At 57.7% G+C, this 16,301-nt stretch carries 10 protein-coding genes; 4 read left to right on the top strand and 6 right to left on the bottom strand.

The window, feature by feature from the left end; translation table 11 throughout:
* Nucleotides 1-5 precede the first annotated feature (5 nt).
* The 3 genes from MYS68_RS15380 to MYS68_RS15370 form a co-directional block, all read right to left on the bottom strand.
* Nucleotides 6-1,505, bottom strand: coding sequence for a type 2 periplasmic-binding domain-containing protein (locus tag MYS68_RS15380; protein ID WP_248926688.1), 1,500 nt, complete (start codon nucleotides 1,503-1,505; stop codon nucleotides 6-8).
* On the bottom strand, nucleotides 1,502-3,808 hold the full coding sequence (locus MYS68_RS15375) for a helix-turn-helix domain-containing protein (protein ID WP_248926687.1): 2,307 nt from the start codon (nucleotides 3,806-3,808) through the stop codon (nucleotides 1,502-1,504). Before MYS68_RS15375 ends, MYS68_RS15380 begins: the two co-directional genes overlap by 4 nt.
* A 223-nt stretch (nucleotides 3,809-4,031) precedes the next feature.
* Nucleotides 4,032-4,451 carry a GtrA family protein gene (locus MYS68_RS15370; RefSeq protein WP_248926686.1) on the bottom strand — a complete coding sequence of 140 codons (420 nt, stop codon included), beginning with the start codon at nucleotides 4,449-4,451 and terminating at the stop codon, nucleotides 4,032-4,034.
* Nucleotides 4,452-4,629: 178 nt separating this feature from the next.
* Between MYS68_RS15370 and MYS68_RS15365 the strand changes: the two genes are divergently transcribed.
* Nucleotides 4,630-4,851, top strand: a complete 222-nt coding sequence (locus MYS68_RS15365) for a DALR anticodon-binding domain-containing protein (protein WP_248926685.1) — start codon at nucleotides 4,630-4,632, stop codon at nucleotides 4,849-4,851.
* 55 nt (nucleotides 4,852-4,906) lie between these two features.
* Here the strand turns inward: MYS68_RS15365 and MYS68_RS15360 are convergent, their stop codons facing one another.
* Entirely contained in the window at nucleotides 4,907-6,133 is a 1,227-nt protein-coding gene (locus MYS68_RS15360; RefSeq protein ID WP_248926684.1) for an MFS transporter, read from the bottom strand.
* Nucleotides 6,134-6,248: 115 nt separating this feature from the next.
* On the opposite strand from MYS68_RS15360, the gene MYS68_RS15355 reads away from it, so the two are divergent.
* A complete protein-coding gene (locus MYS68_RS15355; RefSeq protein ID WP_248926683.1) occupies nucleotides 6,249-7,082 on the top strand; it encodes a helix-turn-helix domain-containing protein in 834 nt (277 codons plus the stop codon).
* Between the two features lie 84 nt (nucleotides 7,083-7,166).
* On the opposite strand, the gene MYS68_RS15350 is transcribed toward MYS68_RS15355, so the two are convergent.
* Nucleotides 7,167-7,394, bottom strand: a complete 228-nt coding sequence (locus tag MYS68_RS15350; protein ID WP_248926682.1) for a DUF936 domain-containing protein — start codon at nucleotides 7,392-7,394, stop codon at nucleotides 7,167-7,169.
* A 90-nt stretch (nucleotides 7,395-7,484) separates the two neighbouring features.
* Nucleotides 7,485-8,159, bottom strand: coding sequence for an Rpn family recombination-promoting nuclease/putative transposase (locus tag MYS68_RS15345; protein WP_248926681.1), 675 nt, complete (start codon nucleotides 8,157-8,159; stop codon nucleotides 7,485-7,487).
* Between the two features lie 208 nt (nucleotides 8,160-8,367).
* Between MYS68_RS15345 and addB the strand changes: the two genes are divergently transcribed.
* Both addB and addA read left to right on the top strand, forming a co-directional pair.
* Nucleotides 8,368-12,024 (top strand): helicase-exonuclease AddAB subunit AddB, encoded by a 3,657-nt coding sequence (gene addB, locus MYS68_RS15340; protein WP_248926680.1) that lies wholly within the window; start codon nucleotides 8,368-8,370, stop codon nucleotides 12,022-12,024.
* Nucleotides 12,002-16,084 carry a helicase-exonuclease AddAB subunit AddA gene (gene addA, locus MYS68_RS15335; RefSeq protein ID WP_248926679.1) on the top strand — a complete coding sequence of 1,361 codons (4,083 nt, stop codon included), beginning with the start codon at nucleotides 12,002-12,004 and terminating at the stop codon, nucleotides 16,082-16,084. Before addB ends, addA begins: the two co-directional genes overlap by 23 nt.
* The last annotated feature ends 217 nt before the right edge of the window (nucleotides 16,085-16,301 follow it).

Here is a 16,301-nt window from a genome sequence, read left to right as displayed (position 1 = left end):
GGCCGCTATTTCACGGATTTGCGGTACGCTTCCTCGTACTCGCGGATCATGTTGTCGCCGCCCGCTTTATGCCATCTGTCCACTTCCGCGAGCCAGCCGGCGTCGTCGATTTGCCCCATAATATATTTCGTCTGCGCTTCCGTAATCATTGTCCGCAGCTTCGAGCCCATTTCCATGTAAGTCGCCGAAAACAATTTGTAAGCCGGGTTCGGCACCGCAAAGCGGATGTTGTCCGCCACCAGTTTCCTTGCCTTCTCGCCGAGCGGCGTGTCCTCCAAAGGAAGAACGTTGTAGCCTTCCATGTTGAGCAAATTGTCGCGGTACGGCTTGACCTCGTTTTGAAAGCTGATCAAATCCGTCGTCTTCGCCTTGCCGCCGGGAAGCTTGACGTAATGCTTGCCTTCCATGCCGCGCAGCTGCAGGGTGGACATCGGTTCGTCCATCAGCCGGTCGAGAAAAGCCAGCACTTGTTTCAGCTCGGCTTCGGTCGGTACGCTTTTTTTCGGAATTACGTAAAAGCCGTTATTGCCCGGTTCGGCAAGCACTCTGCGGCCGGCCGAGCCGACGATCGGTGCGATATCGACCTGAGCGCCGGGAAACTTTTGCGCCAGCTCCTCCTGGTAAATTTTCGCCGAAAGCGCTGCCCCGCTTATAAAGCCGGAACGGCCGAGTCTGTTAAAGTCGTCCCGCGAGTCGTCATAGACGGAAAAATCTTTGTTGATCAAATCTTCCGCATACAAACGCCGGAACAGCTTCATCGTCTCGAAATAAGGCTTCGCCTCGAAATCGGGAACGAATTTGCCGTCCACAATGCCCCATTCGTTATAGCCTCCTTCGCCGATGGCGAGCAGCGGCAGCACCGGGGTGTTCGGCGTGTTCATCGCGTTATAGTCTCTGCCGAGCACCATCCCGTACGTATCCTTGCTCCCGTTGCCGTCCGGATCCCCGTATCTCATCGCTTTCATGACGCGATACCAGTCCTCCAGGCTCGCCGGCAGCTTGAGTCCCAGGGCGTTCAGCCAATCGCTGCGGTAGATGATGGCATAACGCGCCATATCGCGAAAATTCGGCACTCCGTAAATTTTCCCTTCCACCGCAATATTGTCGAAATATGCCGCATGCGCGGCCAAATTTTTATATGACGGCAAATAGGGACCGATTTCCCAAAACAGATCGGAACGAATAGCCGCGATCGTTGACGGCTCCATTCTCATTTTGAGCAGCTTCGGCATCTTGTTGCTGGCGATCATAAACCCGACCTTTTCCTCATAGGCAAAAACCGGAATCCACTGAATATCGAGCTTCGTGTGCGTATAAGCTTCGATGGCGCGTTCCACCTCGTTTTCCTTCGGCGGAATAACGACATCCGGCCTGACATAGGTGGCGATCGAGATGTCAAACGGCTCCTCGGCGTGCTGCGCAGCCGGTTCGCCGGAGCAGCCTGCCGAGGCTCCGGCAGCAAGCAGGAGGGGGAAAAGCGATGCGGCCAGCCGCTTCCTTGTCATGTCTCAACCTCCCGATTCCATGTGACATGCTGCATTTCTTCGCGGTATTTGCCCGGCGTGACGCCGACGATTTTCCGGAAAGCGCGGATAAACGCGCTCGTATGCATGTACTGCAGCTTCCGGGCGATATCGGCGATGCTCAAGGACGTATGCTCCAGGTAGGATTTAGCCATGTTCATTCGGTATTCGATCACGTAATCGACGTAAGCGATGCCGTAATGCTTCTTGAACACGCGGCTGATATAGCTTGGATGGTAATTCAGAAGCGATGCGCACGTTTCCAGCGAAATATCCTGATCGTAACGTTCCTCCACCAATTTCGCCATTTTCTCCGCTATGCTGCTGTTTTGCAGTTCATCCCGCTCGGCGAGAAAGGCGAGTATTTTCGGGAAAAAGTGCTGTTTGAAATGCCTGACCAGATCGTCCATCGTCTGAAACTGAATAAATTGCTCGACTGCGGCATTTTCGCCGAGCACTCCTTTGATTGTGCCGCCCTGCTCCTGGAGCAGCTGAAGCACCTTCGAAACGAGCTGCAGCAGCAAGAACGAAAACTCCTTATTATAAACCTCCTTTTGCCGTAAAATATGGATATATTCGTCGAATAAACGTTCTATCTGCTCCTTATCGCAAGATTTGACCGAATAGACGAGCTGCTCCTCTACCAGCTGAAGCTGCTTGTAGGTATCCGCCGCTATATGCTGGTTCGCGCCGATATCGTCATAACCCAGGATCAGCTCGTTGCCCAGGCGAATCCGGCACGAGAGCGCTTCCAGCGCTTCGTGATAGGCCGGGAGGGCACCGGCATAATCGGCAAAAGGCCTGCTGATTCCGACGCTGACCGGCAGATCCAAATACGTCTTCACCGCATGCCGGACCGCCTCCGCCGTTTCGTATAAATACGTTTTGACGGCGGCGGGATCCTCCATCGTGCACGACAGCAGCGTAACCTGCGACCTCAGGTCCATCAGGATCGGACTGAACCGCTGGCCGAGGGGAAGGGCGTCGTTAACGATATTGTTGACCGCAAACATCAACAGCTCTCTTTCGTTTTCTTTATACTTCGTGCCTTCGAGCGTATCGATTTGCAGCACGAGCACTCCGAGCCAGCGCCAGTTCGCGGCAAGACCGTACGTTTCCGCCCTGGAGGAAAAATCCGACTTCGATATTTGGCCGGTAAACAGCTTCAGCAGCAAAAACTCCTTGAGCTGCGCGAACTGCCCGCGAACCTGCTGCTGCAGCTCGAGCTTCGAGCTGAACAGCTGCTTCAGCTGGTGTTCGATATGCCTGAACTCGTCCGGCCTGGAGGCGGGATGTTCATGTCCGAGCAAACCGCTCACCATATTGTACAAATTGCGGACCGGCGAATACATTCGCCAGCTGCCGTAATAGGCGAGCAGCGCCGCGGCGATAAAGATCAGCACATAGACGACAAGGATGGCAAAAAAGATGCGGCCGAGCTGCCCGTATACCGCCGCAACCGGCGTCACGGATACGTACGTCCATCCGTATTGCGGCGAGACGATGTACGAAACGCTTGCTTTTCCGGAAGGCGAATCGGCGTTGAAATGGCCCATCTTGCCGGGCTGCGCTTGTATTTTGGCGAACAGACCGGCATTGAAGGCAGCATACGTCTTGTCCCTGGAAGAGTCGGACAAAAAATCGCCGCCGGCCGCGTCCAAAATATAGTTCCGCTCCGAACCGCTTTGCGTCATCAGGTCGGCGAATTGGTTTTTTTCAATCCGGACGACGACTATCGCTCTGGCCGCGCCGCCCGGGTCCGTCATCGGCAGCTTGGCGGCAAGCTGAACGACCGGCTCGTCCGTAGTGTCGCTTTCCGCCATCCATTTCATGCTTTCCTTGCCCAGCGCAAATTGCCGAAACCGCTCCTTTTCCTTTTGCCCCAGCTGCTCCAGCGGCCCGAATTTGACGATTCTGCCGCTCTCGATGACCCAACGGTGATCGAAATGGATCAAAAACGATTTTTGCACATCGACGAACGTCTGCAGGTTGTACAGGCTCATCCACAGCTCTTGAATCGAGACGAAATCATCCGGCTTGACCTCCTCGTAGAGCGCTTTTTTCACCGGGGAGGAGGCGGCGAATTGGGCGATCGAAAGTTCGAGCGTGCGCATCATCTGTTCGACCCTCAGCTGGTTTTGCCGCAAAATTTCCGCACGCATCGCATTCGCTTTGGCTTCGTTGTCGTTCCAGGAAAAATAGGCCGTCATAAGTCCGAGGCAGACGATCGGGACCGGTCCGATGAGAAAGCTGTAGGTGAGGATCCGGATTAAATATTTGGACATGATGACCTCCTTTAAAAGCGTGTTCAAAAAGGTGCGTCGCTGCGGAGTAGGGGAATGCTGCCGGTCGCTCTTGAGATCGTAAATTTATGAATAAAAATATAAAGGTCAATTTACGATCTCAAAGGCGAACGCTTACGCTCCTTCAGCATACCCCTAAACTCCTTCGCTCGCTTTTTGATCACCCTCTTTAACCAAGAGTACTTCACCGAACTTTTTTGCGGGCTTATTCCAAGCCCCGCCCGCCGCGCGAAGAAAAGACCCACAGCTTGCTGCCGGCAAAGGTGATGCCCATCGTTAAAAGGGTGGTACCTATTTTGCTTGCCGTGTTGGAGAGGCCGAATTGAGCCATAAAAATATGGAGGCAGAGCAGAGAGACGGCGAGTGAAAACGCATTCAAAGCCGCGAATTTGACAAAGGAGCGGTTGGGCGTTTTCGCCGCTTCCGTTTGTCCGAATGTCCATCGTTTATTCAGGTAGTAGCTGTTGACGATGCCGCAGCTGTAAGACACCGTTTGTGCGAAATAATAGGGCACCCCCGTCCAAACGAGCAAAGCGTAGACGGCCATATCGAGCAGCGTGTTCGCGACTCCGACCGCGTTGAATTTGAGCAGCTGCCGGATTGCCGGAAGGGATGGTCTTTTCAAGGCGAACCTCCGTCGAACATTCAGCAATAGTTAAAATTTAGGAGAGATGTATTCCTATATTATCAAATTGCCGGGAACAATGGGAGATGTAAATTGCGGTTGATTTTATGGCGGATTCCTTAATAAGTCCGGGGCGGCGGCTAACCTGAAAAAGGCCGTCCCCGAAGGGAACGGCCGGATGGAAAAAGCGGAATATGCGCTGATCAGGCATATGGCGGCTTGGCAGGATACGTTGCACGAAGCCTTGGTAGAACTGGCTCCGAACATCATTTGCCATTACGCTCATGAGCTTGCCGCTTTGTTCAACAACTTTTATGCCGACTGCCCGATTCTCCAAGCTGAGGGCGATGCAAGAGCTTTCCCTGTGGCTCACCGCCAAATTCGAAGAAACGCTCGGTGACGCGCTTTCGGTTCTCGGGCTGCCGGCTCCGGAACGAATGTAAAGGACGGCCCCCTTAAGCGGCCGATTCTTTCCCGCCGGCCATGATGACCGAATCTTTCGGCAGCAGCAGCGCAAACAGGCCGAGCAGCGGCAGGAACGCGCAGAGCTTCATCATCGCGGATACGCCGACGGCGTCCATCCATCCGCCGAGGACAACGGAGCCGATGCCGCCCAGGCCGAAGGCGAGGCCGAAAAACAGTCCGGCCACCGTTCCGACATGGCCGGGGAGAAGCTCCTGCGCGTAGACGATGATGACCGAGAAGCCGGACATCAGGATGAGACCGATGGCAACACATAGAAAAATCGAGCTGACGGGCCCGGCATACGGCAGCAGCAGCGAAAAAGGCGCCGTCCCGAGAATGGAAAACCAGATGACGGTTTGTCTTCCGAACCGGTCGGCCAGCGGGCCGCCGAGAAACGTTCCGGCCATTCCGGCGAACTGCAGCGCGAACAGGCAGATTTGCGCCCGCTCGAGCGGCAAATTGAACTTTTCCATATAGTAAAAAGCGTAGTACCCGGTCATGCCGGCCAAATAAACGAATTTGGAAAACAACATCAGGATCAGAATCGTCAGCGCAAAGGCAATGAAGCCTTTGCCAAACCGCCGCCCGTCGGACCGGCCCGCGCCGTGGCGGGAGCCGGCGTTCAGGCGGATTTGTCCGGCATACCATCTGCCGACTGCGGACTGCACGATAATTCCGGCGACGGCAAGCAGGGAAAACCAGACGAAGCCGAGCTGCCCCTGCGGGCCTATGATGAAGGCCGCCATCAGCGGCGCGAGCGCCTGGCCCGTATTGCCGCCGACCTGAAACACCGACTGCGCGAATCCTTTGCTGCGGCTGGCCGCCAAATGCGCGACGCGGGAAGATTCCGGATGCAGTACGGAGGAGCCGATGCCGATCAGCGCAGCGGAAGCGAGCAGCATCCAGAAATGCGAAGCCGCTGCGAGGCCCAGCATGCCGAGCAGCGTAAAAGCCATACCTGCCGGCAGAAGCAGCGGCATCGGCCGCCGATCCGTCATGTAGCCGATCAAAGGCTGCAGGATGGAAGCCGTCACGTTGAGCGTGAAGGCGACCCAGCCGATCTGGGCGAAACTGAGCTGCATTTGCTGCTGAAACACGGGAAATACGGCGGGAACGACCGATTGCATCGCATCGTTAAGCAGATGTGCGATGCTGACCCCCAGCAGCATATAAAAGGCCGTATTGCCGGCGTTCCGCGTAGTCGCGATTTGCGACATGTATCATCACCTCTTTTTTTTCACCTCATCATACATGTCGGGTGGCCGGGGTGTCGTCGCGATTATTGCGGAACAAATGGGCAACTTTTGCTATAATGTAGGCGGGTGAACTAAGATGCAGATGCAGATCAAATTGCCGCAGCTGGAGCTTTACAAGTTCGAAGACGGGTACGAAAACGCTCCGCATGCGCACGACAACGAATTTCAAATCACGATCCCGATCTACGGCACATGCCGGTTTACGCATGAGCACCGCACTTACGAGCTGGCGGCGGGTGAAAGTCTGGTCCAGCATCCGGCGGATCGGCATTCGTTTCAAATTGGGCATTCCTCGGGCGTCATTATTTTTAAAATCAACGAACGCGGCTTGCTTCAGCCGGATGCGGGCGCGCAGAGGCGAATCGAGCTGGACTTCCGGCAGCGCTTCGACCCGGCCGAAGTATCGCAATATTTCCGCAGGTGGACGTCGCAGCTGCTCACTCATGAACGGGTGGACCGGCTCGCGGCGGAGGAAACCGAGTCGCAGGTGCTTTGGTATTTGCGGCGTTCTCTGCGGGGCAGCCAGTCAAGCGAGCTGCCCGGGGACGGAGCCGTGCTTCCCGACCGGCATCTGTCCCGGGCGCTGGAATACATTCATGCGCATTACGCCGAGCAGCTCAGCGTGGAGTCGCTTGCCACGATCGCGCTGCAGAGCCGGTTTCATTTTATCCGGTCGTTTAAAAATTTTACCGGCATGACCCCCTATCAATATGTCCTGCGGCTGCGCGTTGAAGAGGCCAAGCGCAGGTTGGCGCACAGCCATGAGAGCGTAACCGAGATCAGCTTCGGCGTCGGCTTCGCCAGCCCAAGCCAGCTGTACCGTGTTTTCGAGAAAACGGTCGGACAGACGCCGGAGCAGTACCGCAGTGGACGGGACGGTGCAGATCATGAGAAGCGGGTGAAGGATTAAGGTGATGTGAATCTGCCCGAGGAAATGCCGAAGCCGCCGGTATATAATTACCCGGCGGCTTATTGCGTGATAAGGGTTATTCTATTAGTGAATCTTTTTGCGCAGCCGCTCAATCTTTTCCTCCGGGAATCCGGTTGCGGCTGCAATTGCCGCGTTGTCCAGTCCCATGTCGATCAGCCGCTTGGCGACTTGTTCAATGCCTTCTTCGCGCCCTTCTTCGCGCCCTTCCTCCCGGCCTTCCTCCAGACCCTTGAGGAATCCCTCTTCCATGCCCTTCTGCTTAATGGTCTCCAGATTTTTTTGCAGCCCCATAGTGTTCCCCCCTTTTTCTTTCATCTCCTGAATCAACTGCTTCACGTCCCGGCTTTCCGCGGGCAACTGCATGGCGATCATGTTCGTCAGTCAGTTTATAAATTGCGACTGTACATCTTCCGGCATTTGCCGGATCGTATTCATCAGCTTTCGCAGCCGCTCCAGAAGCAGATCTTGATCCGCCGTTTGATCGAGCAAAAAGACAGAGCCGATGGTGTTCGATAGCGACAACAGCTCTTCCTCCGTGTAACGCTCCACATCAAGCAAAATATATTCAAAATCGAGCAACTCTGGTCCAAAAGTCTCTTCTCCGGCAAGCAGCTCCCGGAACCGGCGTTTGGCCGACCAAGGCCGCTGGCCGTTGTACAGTACGATCGGTACGATCGCCGGCAGCGAGAAGGGCGATTCGTTGTCGTCCGTTTTGCGGTTTCGCAGCACGTAACGCCAAATTTCCGTCTGGTATAAAAGCAGACGGTAAGGCATAGCCATATCGACCGTCGACTGCAGCTCCACCAACACGTAAAAGATGACATCGCGGCCGTTAAGACGCACCTTATATACCAAATCTGCTTCCCTGCGTTTAAAGTCCGGCAGCACAAAGGAATGATTGATTTCTTCAACATGCGTTTCATCGAGCTGCAAGGTCCAGCCTCTGCGTACAAAGGAGCGAAGAAGCTCGATAAACAGCTTTTTGCTGGAAAGCAGATAGCGGTAGGAGGAGTCATGCGGGAACGGGATTTCCGAATTTTTTTGGCCTGTTTCCATCTCTTCCTCCTTGCCTCAGCGAAAGCATGTCAAACGCAGTTTGATTATTCTTATTATAGCTTAGCGATCCGGCTGGGAACAACCGGTTTTCCGTCGGCCCACGACACGTTAATACGTGTGCCAGAACCTGCCTTTACCCGTATAACGCCCAAATATGGTAGAATAATAGGATGAAAAAAATATCCCACGAAAAGGCGGGGTAATACATATGGCGATACGTTTTGTGATCGGCCGGGCCGGCAGCGGTAAAACGTCGTTTTGCCTGGACGAGATTCGCAGCCGATTGATGGGCGAGCCGGTCGGCAGCCCGCTCATTATGCTCGTACCCGAGCAGGCGACGTTTCAAGCGGAGTACGAGCTGGTGCGTACTCCGGGGCTTGGCGGCATGGCGCGAGCTCAGGCGCTCAGCTTTCGGCGACTGGCGTGGCGTGTGATGCAGGAAGCGGGCGGAACCGCCAGATTGCCGATCGACGATACGGGCAAAAAGCTGCTTCTCCATAAACTTTTACATAGGCGTCAAAACGAATTGAAATGGTTTCACGCATCCGTCGACCAGCTCGGCGTCATCGAAAATTTGAACGAGCTGTTTACCGAGTTCAAACGGTATGCGATTACGGCGGAGCAGCTTGGGGAACGTGCCGGAGCTCTGCTCGGTGAATCGGCGGGCCCGGCGTCGTTTGCGGACAAGCTTCACGATATTCATTACATATTCCGCGAATTTGAAGAGGAGCTCTCGAAGCTGTATCTTGACGGCGAAGACTGCTTGTCGCTGCTGGCCAAGCAGCTTGCAGAGGTCGATTACGCGAAAGAGGCCGAGATATGGGTCGACGGGTTTAACGGGTTTACGCCGCAGGAATTCGCCGTGCTGGGGCAGCTGATGCTGCATGCCCGGGAAGTGACGGTAACGCTTTGTCTCGACCGGGAGTACGGCGCGGACGAACGGCCGGACGAGCTGACGCTGTTCCATCCGACCGCGCGCACGATGGTCCGTTTGCAGCGGATCGCCGAGGAGCAGGGAGTCGTCGTGAAAGAGACCGTAAAGCTCAGACCGCCGGCGGAAGCGCGCTTCGGAAACAGCCCGATGCTCGCGCATCTGGAAAGCAGCCTTGATAAGAAGATCAGAGTGCCATATCGGCGCGTTCCGGAATCGGAGCAGGTCATTCCGCTGCAGCGCCCGCAAATTACGTTTTGCGGGGCGGTGAACCGCAGAGCCGAGGTAGAGGCCGCAGCCCGGGAGATGGTTCGCCTCGTTCGCGAGGATGGGCTGCGCTGGCGCGACCTGTCGGTGCGTGTCCGCAACAGCGAGGAGTACGGTGACCTGCTCGCGGCTACGCTCAGCGATTACGGCATTCCGCATTTTTTCGATCAAAAACGGACCGTGCTGCACCATCCGCTCGTCGAGCTCATTCGCTCGGCGCTGGAGGTTATCCGTTCCTACTGGAAATACGATCCGGTGTTCCGCTGCGTGAAAACCGACTTTTTCCTGCCGATGCCCGGCGAGGAGTCGAGAATCACCCGCGACGATATGGACCGGCTGGAAAATTACGTGCTCGCTCTCGGCATTTACGGGGCGCGCTGGACCGACGGCAAGCCGTGGACCTACGCATTCCAAAGCGATCTTGAGGACGATGAGGAGCAGGAGCTGACAAAGTCTCAAGAGCGTTATCTCCGCAAGATCAACGAATGCCGCAACCGAATCGCGGAGCCATTGCTCGCGTTTCAAACGCGGATGAACAAAGCGAAGACGGTGCGCAGACGGGTGGAGGCGCTCTATGAGCTGTTGTCCGGGCTGCGGGCTCCGCAAAGGCTGGAGCTTTGGAGCGTGCAAAACCTCAGAGCCGGCCGGCCGGAAAAAGCAAAGGAGCACGCCCAGGTTTGGGACCGCGTCGTCGACATGATGGATCAGCTCGTCGAACTGATGGGCGAGGAGAGCGTCACGCTCGATATGTTTGCCGAACTTGTGGAGACGGGACTGGAAAGCATTCGGCTTGGCCTTGTGCCCCCGGCCCTTGATCAGGTGCTCGTCGGCAGCGTCGATCGGACCCGCTCGGGGCCGGTCAAGCATTTGTTCCTGCTCGGAGTCGGTGATGGCGTGATGCCGTCGCGAATTGCCGAGGACGGCATTTTGACTGAGAGCGAGAGGGAAATGCTCGCCGGAAGCGGCCTCGAGCTGGCGGAGAGCAGCCGGCGAAAGCTGCTCGATGAACAGTTTCTCATCTACAGCACGCTGTGCGTCCCTTCGGATCGCTTGTGGCTCAGTTATCCGCTTGCCGATGACGAGGGCAAGTCGCTGCTGCCGTCCGACGTGATCCGCGAGGTGCGGCAGCTGTTCCCGGCCGTCAAAGAGCGGCTTCTCCTGGGAGAACCGGGTGCGGCGATGGAGCCGGCGGAGCAGGCCGAATACATTGCGCATCCGCAGCGGGCATTATCGTACCTGGCAGTGCAGCTGAAGCACGCGGCGCAGGGTGGGGCGATCGCCGATCTGTGGTGGGACGTGTACAACTGGTTCGCCGGGCGGGAGGAGTGGCGCGGCAAGCTGCAGGGCATCGTGCAGGCGCTCTTTTTTACGAATGCCGAGCGCCCGCTGGCGCCCCAGACAAGCTTGGAGCTCTACGGAGAGCGGCTTAAAGCGTCTGTCTCGCGGATGGAGAGATTCGTCTCGTGCCCGTTTTCGCAGTTCGTCTCACACGGCCTGCGTCTTTCCGAACGCCGTATTTACAGACTGGAGGCGCCGGATATCGGCCAATTGTTCCATGCCGCGCTCAGCAAGTTCGCAGAGCAAGTGACGCAGGATGGCGCAGATTGGGGCTCATTATCGGCGGACGAGTGCCGGGACCGAGCGGCCGCAGTCGTCGATGTGCTGGCCCCGAGGCTGCAGAGCGAAATTTTGCTCAGCTCCAAACGGTACCATTACATCGCCAGAAAGCTGAAGGCAACGGTCGGCAGGGCCGCGGCCATTCTGGGGGAGCACGCCCGCAGGGGCCGTTTCGAGCCGGTCGGACTCGAGCTCGGCTTCGGGCCGGGCGAGACGCTTCCGCCGCTTGTGTACCGTTTGGACAACGGAGCGACGATGGAGCTCATCGGCCGGATCGACCGCGTCGACAAGGCCGAAACGGAGCAGGGTACGCTGCTTCGCGTCATCGACTACAAATCGAGCCGGACGTCGCTGAATCTTGGCGAGGTGTATTACGGTTTGTCACTGCAAATGCTGACGTACCTGGATGTCGTTCTCACATATGCCGAGCGGTGGATCGGCACGAAGGCCGCCCCGGCGGGAGTGCTGTATTTTCACGTTCATAACCCGCTGCTGCCCAGGAAAAACGCGCCGACGCCGGACGAAATCGAGAAGGAGCTGGCGAAGCGCTACAAAATGAAAGGGCTCGTCCTGGCCGACGAGCAGGCGGTCAAGCTGATGGACGGCGGGCTCGAAGGAAAAAGCGGCTATTCGCAGCTGATTCCGGTTGCGCTGAAGGCGGACGGCGGCTTTTACAAATCGTCGTCGGTGGCGACGGAAGCGCAATGGACGTCGCTTCGCAAATACGTCCGGCGGACGATACGCCGCATCGGCAGCGACATCTCGGCGGGCAAGGTGGATATTGCCCCGTACAGGATGGGAAAAAAAGCGGCCTGCCAATTGTGCCCGTACAAGCCGGTTTGCCAGTTCGATCCGCTGCTGGAGGGCAGCCGGTTCGAGGTGCTGCCGCAGTACGGCAAAGACTATGCGCTGCAGCTGATCGAGCAGGCCGCTCAGAAGGAAGCGCCGCTGGAAGCGATTTTGGAAGCGACTGGAGAAGCAAGCGCGGATGCATACGGGAAATCGTTCACGGGAGGAGGAGACCGCCATGACGATACGCAAGGTGCCTAAACCGGAGGGCAGCACGTGGACGGACGATCAATGGGACGCGATTGCGCTGACCGGCCATAACGTGCTTGTTGCGGCGGCGGCCGGCTCGGGAAAAACGGCGGTACTTGTCGAGCGGATTATCCGCCGCATTTCGGACGAACGCGATCCCGTCGATGTGGACCGGCTGCTCGTCGCCACGTTTACGAAAGCGGCCGCAGCGGAAATGCGCCACCGCATCCGCGAAGCGGTTGAGAAGGCGCTCGTAAAGCAGCCGGATTCGGGCCACTTGCGCCGCCAGCTGGCGCTCATGGGCCGGGCGTCGATCACGACGCTGCACTCGTTTTGTCTGGAAGTGATGAAGCGTTACTACCAGCTTATTCATCTCGATCCCGGCTTTCGAATCGCCAACGAAACGGAAAGCGAGCTGATGCGCCAGGATGTGCTGGAGGAGCTGCTTGAGGAATGGTATGGCGCGAGCGGGGAGGACAGTCCGTTTTGGCGGCTGGTCGATTCGTTCTCGGGCGAGCGCAGCGACGAGCCGCTCTACCGGCTCATCCAGCGGCTGTACGACTATTCGCGCAGCCATCCGTGGCCGGATTATTGGCTGCGCGAGACGGCGGCGTTGTTCGAAGCGGATTTCGGCACGGACGATCCGTGGAAAAAGAGCCTGCTCGCCGATGTTCGGCTCGAGCTGTCCGGCACCTGCGACCTGCTACGCCAGGCGATGCGCATCGCCGAGCAGCCTGAAGGCCCGGCACCTTACATAGACAATCTGAAAGAAGATATCGCTGTTGTCGGGAAGCTGCTCGAAGCATCGCATACGTCGTGGGACGAGCTGTACGGCGCATTCGGGACGGCCGCTTTCGGCAAGCTGAAAGCGGTACGCGGCGACCAGTGCGATAAAGAGCTGCAGGAGCAAGTCAAGGAGCTGCGTAACCGCGCTAAAGACCAGATCGCGAAAATCAAGGAGGAGCTGTTCGAGCGCTCGTCGCAGCAGTATGCCGATGAAATGCGCGCGATCGCTCCGCTGATGGGCACGCTTGCGGAGCTTGTCATCCGGTTCGGGGAGCGGTACAAGCAGGCGAAGGCCGCCAAAGGGCTGGTCGATTTCGCCGATCTGGAGCATTTTTGCCTGCAAATATTGCGTCATCCCGATTCGACGCCGGACCGTCTCGTACCTTCGCAGGCCGCGCTTGATTACCGCGAGCAGTTCGTTGAGGTACTGCTCGACGAATACCAGGACACGAACAGCGTGCAGGAGGCGATCGTCGAGCTTATTTCGCGCCCTGCGCCCGGCAACCGGTTTATGGTCGGCGACGTCAAGCAGAGCATATACAAATTCCGTTTGGCGGAGCCGGGTCTGTTTTTGGACAAATACAAATCGTACCGGCCGGATGAGACGGAACCCGGCCTGCGCATCGACCTCGCGCGAAACTTCCGAAGCCGACAGGAGGTTGTCGGCGGCGTCAACTACATTTTCAAAATGGTCATGAACGAAGCGGTCGGGGAAATCGATTACGATGACCGGGCCAAGCTGGTGTACGGTGCGGGTTATCCGGATGCGCAGCATGCCGCGCACGACTTGTCCGCGGAGCTGCTGCTCATAGACAAAAGCGGTCCGTCCGAAAGCGAGGAGCGGTATTCGGAAACCGAGGACGACGACGCGAATTCGGCGGAGTTTTCGGCGTCGGCGGAAGCGGACGCGGCCGATCCGCAGCAGGAGGCTCAAGAGCTGGAGACGGCCCAACTCGAGGCGCGGGTGATCGCGGCGAACATCCGCCGGATGATGGGGCTGGACGGCAGCGGAGCACCCGCTTTCGAGGTATTCGACAAACGTACCGGCGGCATGAGGCCGGCAACGTTCCGCGACTTCGTCATCCTGATGCGGGCGACCCAGGCGTGGGCGCCGGTGTTTATCGAGGAGCTGCGGCTTCAGGGCATTCCCGCTTACGCGGAGCTGAGCGCAGGGTATTTTTCCGCGATGGAAGTCGAAGTGATGATGTCGCTGCTTAAAGTGATCGACAACCCGTTCCAGGACATCCCGCTTGCAGCGGTGCTGCGGTCCGCCATCGTGGGGCTGAGTGCGGACGAGCTGGCGCAAATTCGCATTTTCGCCAAAGGAGTGCCGTTTTACGAAGCGGTGAAAGCTTATGCGGCAGGCGGCCGGGAGGATGAGGATTCCGGGGAAGGGGACGTATCTGCAGACTTTGCCGGGGATTCGCGGGGATCGGAAGGCGCGGAAGGCTCCGGCGATGCGGTTCGGGGAGAGCGCGGATCGGAAGCCGCCGGAGGCCCGGATGGTACGGATTCCGGGCGGCAGCTCGACCTGTTCGATATGATCGGAGAGCGGCAGACGGCGCCATTTGCGGCGGATACTTCCGAACGAACCCGCAATCCCGGGGTTCAGCGCAAGCTTGCATTGTTCTTACGGCAGTTGGCGGATTGGCGGCGCGATGCGCAAAGCGGCTCCTTGGCCGAGCTGCTCTGGAAGGTGCTGCGGGAAACCGGCTACTACGATTTTTGCGGCGGCATGCCCGGGGGCGTTCAGCGGCAGGCGAACCTGCGTGCGTTATACGACCGGGCCCGCCAATACGAAGCGACGTCGTTCCGCGGATTGTTCCGCTTCCTCCGCTTCATCGAGCGGATGAAGGAAACCGGCGGGGACCTCGGAACGGCTCGGGCGCTCGGCGAGCAGGAAGACGTCGTGCGCATCATGACGATACATAAAAGCAAGGGCCTGGAGTTTCCTGTCGTATTCGTGGCGGGCATGGCGAAAATGTTTAACCAGATGGACCTGAACGATGCTTTCCTGCTGCACAAGGAGCTTGGCTTCGGTCCGAGGTTTGCCGATACGGAGCTGCGGGTGACCTACCCGACGCTGCCGGCGCTCGCTATTCGCCGGAGAATGCGGCTGGAGACGCTTGCCGAAGAAATGCGCGTATTGTACGTCGCTCTTACACGTCCGAAGGAAAAAATGTTTTTGATTGCGACCGTCAAAGGTCTGGATAAAAAACTTCTGCAGTGGGCCAGGCTGCTGGAGCACCCGCAGCAGACGCTGCCGGATTTCGAGCTGGCCCAGGCCAAATGCTACCTGGATTGGGTCGGTCCGGCGATGATCCGCCATCCGCATGCGAAGGCGCTTCGCGAAAGAGTGGGTGCGGATTTCCGGTCGCAGCCGTTCCTCGCCGACGAAACGTCCCGCTGGATCGTACATATCGTTCAGCCGGAGCTTCTCGCCCATACGGCAGAGGCGGCACCGACCGCCGCACCCGACAGCGGGCTGATGGACGCGGTGCGCGCGCTTCGCGCCGTTCCCGGCTCGGGCGTTTGGCAGCGCGAGGTGGAACGCAAGCTGTCGTGGACTTACCCTTACGGGGCGGCGCACGAGATGTTCTCGAAAACGTCGGTGTCCGAGCTGAAGCGAATCGGTGAAGATCAGCGGCTTTGGCAGGAGCTGCAGGGCGAGGAAGCGGTGGGAGAGCTGTTCCCGGCACAATCAGCAGGGACGTTTTTCAGACCGGTTATTACGAGACGTCCGCGTTTTTTGGAGCAGCGCAAGATGAATGCGGCGGAGCGGGGGACGCTGTTTCACGCAGTGATGCAGCATGTGCCGCTGGATGGCGAGCCGGACGAGGACAGCGTGCGGGCAACCGTTCGCCGCATGGTCGAAAAGGAGCTGATCACCGAGCAGCAAAGCGAAGCGGTCGACGTCAGCGTGATCGCCGGATTTTTCCGTACGCCGCTGGGCAGACGGTTGCTTGCATCCGGCAAGGTGCGCCGGGAAATTCCTTTCAGCTACCGGCTGGCCGCCGGCGAGGTTTACCCTGATGCGGACGAGGCGGCGAAGGACGAAACGATTTTGATCCAGGGGGTCATCGACTGCATGTTTGAGGAGCCGGCAGGCCTTGTGCTGCTCGATTTCAAGACCGATGCGCTGCAGGGCCGCTCTCCCGAGACGGTGAAGGAGCGTTACAAGCTGCAGCTTGACTTGTACGCGAAAGCGGTCCAGCACATATGGAGAAAACCGGTCGTTCATAAATATTTATTTTTGTTTGACGGGGCTCATGTAGTGGAAGTGTAGCCGGTTTTCTAGCGAGAGATGAGCTTTTCTGCATCTAAATTTGGGTAAGGCACAAGAATCGGCAAGCAATGCGCACCCGACTCCACTCGGGACAGCGCGCTGACGAAGCGTGAACGGCGGCAGTCGATGGCTGCCGCTGAGTTCGATGAAAGAAACAATCCGATGATAAACAAATAGGCGCAATTTGTTGGCTTATTCACCACGATTACCATCAGCC

It is taken from the genome of Paenibacillus hamazuiensis (genome assembly GCF_023276405.1).
GTDB classification, from domain to species: domain Bacteria; phylum Bacillota; class Bacilli; order Paenibacillales; family NBRC-103111; genus Paenibacillus_AF; species Paenibacillus_AF hamazuiensis.
This window is presented reverse-complemented; position numbering and strand designations above follow the sequence as displayed.